The organism is Rhodococcus sp. EPR-157 (assembly GCF_001647195.1).
Classification (GTDB): Bacteria; Actinomycetota; Actinomycetes; order Mycobacteriales; family Mycobacteriaceae; genus Rhodococcoides.
Genome location: NZ_LVCV01000335.1, coordinates 1 through 4,551, shown reverse-complemented (window position 1 = coordinate 4,551; position 4,551 = coordinate 1). Strand labels below are relative to the sequence as shown.

Annotated in this window: 4 protein-coding genes and 1 pseudogene; 2 read left to right on the top strand and 3 right to left on the bottom strand. The window is 62.9% G+C overall.

Annotation, left to right across the window (positions count from 1 at the left end; all coding sequences use genetic code 11):
- Positions 1 to 277, bottom strand: a pseudogene (locus A2J03_RS15420) (proline--tRNA ligase); the annotation flags it as partial.
- Between the two features lie 48 nt (positions 278 to 325).
- Here A2J03_RS15420 and yaaA point away from each other — a divergent pair.
- Together yaaA and A2J03_RS15410 are read left to right on the top strand one after the other, a co-directional pair.
- Positions 326 to 1,069 carry a peroxide stress protein YaaA gene (gene yaaA, locus A2J03_RS15415; protein ID WP_068375575.1) on the top strand — a complete coding sequence of 248 codons (744 nt, stop codon included), beginning with the start codon at positions 326 to 328 and terminating at the stop codon, positions 1,067 to 1,069.
- On the top strand, positions 1,066 to 2,295 hold the full coding sequence (locus tag A2J03_RS15410) for a DUF2786 domain-containing protein (protein WP_068375573.1): 1,230 nt from the start codon (positions 1,066 to 1,068) through the stop codon (positions 2,293 to 2,295). The genes yaaA and A2J03_RS15410 overlap by 4 nt, the downstream gene beginning before the upstream one ends.
- Here A2J03_RS15410 and A2J03_RS15405 read toward each other — a convergent pair.
- Together A2J03_RS15405 and A2J03_RS15400 are read right to left on the bottom strand one after the other, a co-directional pair.
- Entirely contained in the window at positions 2,281 to 3,423 is a 1,143-nt protein-coding gene (locus A2J03_RS15405; RefSeq protein WP_068375571.1) for a DUF418 domain-containing protein, read from the bottom strand. The genes A2J03_RS15410 and A2J03_RS15405 overlap by 15 nt on opposite strands.
- Positions 3,420 to 4,334 carry an EamA family transporter gene (locus tag A2J03_RS15400; RefSeq protein ID WP_068375569.1) on the bottom strand — a complete coding sequence of 305 codons (915 nt, stop codon included), beginning with the start codon at positions 4,332 to 4,334 and terminating at the stop codon, positions 3,420 to 3,422. Before A2J03_RS15400 ends, A2J03_RS15405 begins: the two co-directional genes overlap by 4 nt.
- Positions 4,335 to 4,551 lie beyond the last annotated feature (217 nt).

Here is a 4,551-nt window from a genome sequence, read left to right as displayed (position 1 = left end):
CGCCGTATTCGGTCCACCGATTGGTGACCTCGTACGGGTCGCGGGGCAGCAACGCGGGGAGCGAGATCTCCTGCGCCCCAATTGCATTCATCTCCTCACGGACCACCTTCTCGACCTGCCGAAGCACTCGGAGGCCGAGCGGCAGCCACGAGTACACGCCCGGCGCTATGCGACGGACGTAGCCTGCGCGCACCAACAGCTTGTGGCTGTCGACTTCGGCGTCGGCCGGATCGTCGCGAAGGGTACGGAGGAACAGCTGCGAAAGACGGGTGATCACGGGGTACGAGCGTAGTCGGTGCCCAACGGAACGGTAACGTTGCTCCCCGTGCTGATCCTGCTTCCTCCCTCCGAAACGAAGTCCGACGGCGGCGACGGCTCTCCTCTCGATCTGCACGGTCTGTCACTTTCTGCGCTGACTCCGCTTCGGCAGAAACTCGCAGATGCGCTCGTCGGACTCGCCGGTGACGTCGACGCATCGAGTCTGGCCCTGGGGCTCGGGCCGACGCAGGCCGACGAGATCGAACGCAACGTGACGCTGTGGACCTCGCCCACTACTCCTGCGCTGAGCCGCTACACCGGGGTGCTCTACGACGCGCTCGACGCGCGTGGGTTCACCAAAGCCGGCCGCGCTCGCGCTGCGGAACGCCTGTGGATCGGTTCGGCGTTGTTCGGTGCCGTGCGCGCCTATGACCCCATTCCGTCGTATCGCTTGTCCGGCACGTCGAAGATCCCCGGCTTCGGAACCCTCCGATCCCATTGGAAGCCGGAGCTGACAGAAGCGCTGACCGGTGAAGCGGATGGACTCGTCGTCGATCTGAGGTCGGGGACCTACCAACAACTCGGTCCCGTCCCTGGCGCCATCACAGCAACCGTTCTGACCGAAAAGCCGGATGGAAGCAGGTCCGTGGTCAGTCACTTCAACAAGCACCACAAAGGGCTGCTGGCACGCGCTCTGACCTTGACGACGGCCGAGCCGAAGGACGTGCGAGCCCTGGCGCGGATTGCGTCGAAAGCAGGGCTGCGGGTCGAAGCTGCCTCCCCCACCGAATTGATCGTGCTGACCGAATGAATCCGGTACCGGGTCTGCTACGTCAGGGCGCCGACGCTGCGAGCGGCCGCAGCAAGAATCCCCGGCTCGTCGACGAGGTCGCCGACCAGCTTGTCGGACTCGAAGAGTTCGACGCCCAGGCGTTGGGTTCCCTGGCGTTGACGAACATGATCTCGACGATGTACGAGAACGGCTGGCAACCATTCGATCTCCTGCACGTCGTTCGGCGACAGAGCACCACGTCCGTGTCCTCGCTTGCGGCCGCAGCGATCCTGCACGAATCCGACCTGACGACCGCGAACGACCGGGCGCCCGATTACTGGGTCGGTCAGTTGTCGGAGATCTGCGCTCTGTATCCCGCAGCGGCGGCCACTGTGGATACCTCCCCCAACTTTCTGGCTGCGTTGCCGAGGCCGGATCGGCGGTGGGACTACATCGCTGCCAGCGATCAATGGGTCACCGTTCTCACTCTGCTCGGCCAGTGGCAGTCGTTACCACGGTGGCCGCAGATCGGTCCTCTTCCCTCGCAATGGCCGACACGGCGAGCGCCCCGAACCGACCGACACGTTCCAGGCGCTCGATCGCCGAACGACAAGGTGCTGGTCCGCATACGCGGATTGCTCGCGAAAGCCGACGCCACCGACTTCGACGAAGAGGCCGAAACACTCACCGCCAAGGCTCAGGAGTTGATGACGAGATACTCCATCGATTCCCTACTGCTGACGGAGGGGAATGTCGATGTCGTCAGCCGAAGACTGCACGTGGACAATCCTCACGCTCCGCCGAAAGCACAGCTGCTACACGGGGTCAGCACGGTCAATCGAGTGAAGAGCATCTGGGATCCCGGGTTCGCGGTTGCCACACTCGTTGGTTCACCGGTCGACGTCGAGCAGACCGAAGTTCTGTTCACGTCGTTGCTCATCCAAGCAACCCGCGCTCTCGCGCACTCACCGAAGGCCAAGCGCCGCAAAGGATCCGCCTCTGCCGCATTCGGCAAGGCCTTTCTGTACGCGTACGCGATCAGGATCGGTGAACGGCTCGCCGAGGTGGACGCGAATGCACTGGAGGAGGCGTCGACGCGGTCGGAGCAGTTGCTTCCGATGCTCGCAGCGCAGACCGTGGCAGTGGAAGAGGAGTTCGACCGACTCTTTCTCCGGGTCAGAACGATGCGAGGACCGAGGCTCGACGCCGAGGGATGGGAGTCCGGCCACGCGGCCGCCGACGACGCCGACCTACGAAGTACGTAGCGGAATCCTCTCGAACGAGTAGTTCCACAACCACTCGATCGGGCCGCGCTGATACCGGCGCAGCCATACATGCGCGAAGGCGCTGACACAGCCGACGGTGACGATGTAGACCGAGATAGTTCCCAGAACCCGCAGCGGACCGGTGTCGAGCCTGATCGCGAGGCCGAAACCCCAGCCGTAGCACAGAATCGACGCCACGACGTTCTGGAGTACGTAGCAGGACAACGCCATCCGGCCGATTTCCGACAGCCGTCCGGTCATCACGCTCACGCGCGAGCGCCCGATGTAGTGCTGTGCGACGAGGGCGAGAATTCCCAGCGACACCAGTGGCGCGAGAAGATAGCGGGACACGATGATTCCCGCGCTGGAGCCGAACATTCCCACGACGAAGTCCGCCGGTACAGCGACGAGACCGACGAGGACAAGACGCCTACGGAGATCGGCCCCCTCCTCGCCGAGAACACCTGCTCGAAACAACTTCGCGCCCAGCAGAAAAAGGGCGATCGACATCGGCAGGATCAGAATGGTCTCGGCCCGGAACGCCAGCGCGTTGTCGAGGCGAAAAACCATCAGTTCCCAGAAGGAACCGTCTGCGTACAGGTTCGGAGACAAAGACGCGCCTGACGTACCGGGCGCCGGCGTCGGCATTGCGGCGGCGACTGCGGTCATGAGCAGCACATGGACCACCGACGCAGATATCATCCATCTCCGTTGTGCTCGTTCGCTTGTCGCGAGCACGTATGCCACGACGAGGCCGGTGATCGCATATCCCATCAACACGTCGAACTCGGTGAACAGAGCGAAATGCAGCAGCCCGTCCACGAACAACAGTCCAGCTCGGAGCGGATAGCGCCCTGGCCACCGCAGATTGTTTCGCAGTGCCGACCGTTGCTGGATAGCCAAACCGACTCCGAACATGATCGTCAGCAGGCCCAGAAACTTGCCCTGCGCCAGTTGTTGAAGCACCCGCTCGGCAGTGCCCCAGCCGCCCTGCGCTGTTCCCAGCGTATCGAGGTAGCCGACCAGCCCGGAGCCACTGGTGAAGATCCATACGTTGGTTCCCAGCGTGCCTAGTATCGCAATTCCGCGAAGGACATCGAGAGATCGGTAGCGCGCATCGGTCGTCACACCTCGACGCTAGTGGCGATCCCCACTGTGCCGCGTCCTCCTTTCGACGGATGCGAACCTGCTGCCACCACGATGATCACGGCCCCGACGACGATGGCCGCGCCGATCAGCTGAACCGTCGAGAGCGACTGGCCCAGAACCAGATAGCCCAACAGCGCTGCGGCAAGCGGGCTGGCGAAAGACAGAAACGATATGGCGAGGGCAGGAAGCTTCTCGATTCCACGAAACCACACCGCGTACGCAAGCAACGCACCGATCACACTGAGATACAGAAAACCCGAGACATTCTCTGCTGTAACGACTCCGGGAAGACCTTCGCCTATCGCCATGAACGGCAACAGGACTGCGCCGCCCACAGTGAGCTGCCAGCCGGTGAATGTCAGCACGCCCACACCGTCGGGCCTGCCCCATCGCTTGGTGAGCACGATGCCCGAAGCCATACTTGCAGCGCCCGCCAGACCGGCGAACACACCGACGTGATCGAGGCCTGCGCCCGGCTGTACTACGAGGAGTCCGACACCGACGGCGCCGAGGATGCACGAGTAGATATGCACAGCCCGTATTCGCACACCGAGCAATCCGGCTCCCATGAGTAGCACGATCATCGGCTGGACACTCATGACGAGCGCTGCGACACCACCCGGCAGATGGTAGGCAGCAACGAACAAGAAGTAGAAGAAGGCGCCGATATTGAGGATCCCGAGCACCAGGGCGCGCCACCACCAGTGACCGCGAGGTAGCGCGCGCCCGAGGGCGACCAGGATCAGCCCCGCGGGCAGCGCACGTACAACGGAAGCCAACAGCGGTCGATCCGGCGGCAACAGCTCGGTCGTCACGAGATAAGTACTCCCCCAGACGGCCGGCGCGACGACAGTGATCAACGAATTGCGAACAGATGATGACAGGACCATGCTTGCTCCGAATATTTCGATATCGAAAAATATGGCATCGAGAGACTATGGGAGATGCTACGGTTCGTCAAACAGTTCGACGTCGAATCTTTTCTGGAGGACCGGTGGCCGACGCAGTCGATTCGTTCCTGGCGCAATGGCAGCGCGAACGGCCCGAGATGGACGCATCCCCCATGGGCGTGGTCGGACGACTCTCACGAGCGTCGAGCCTGGTAGG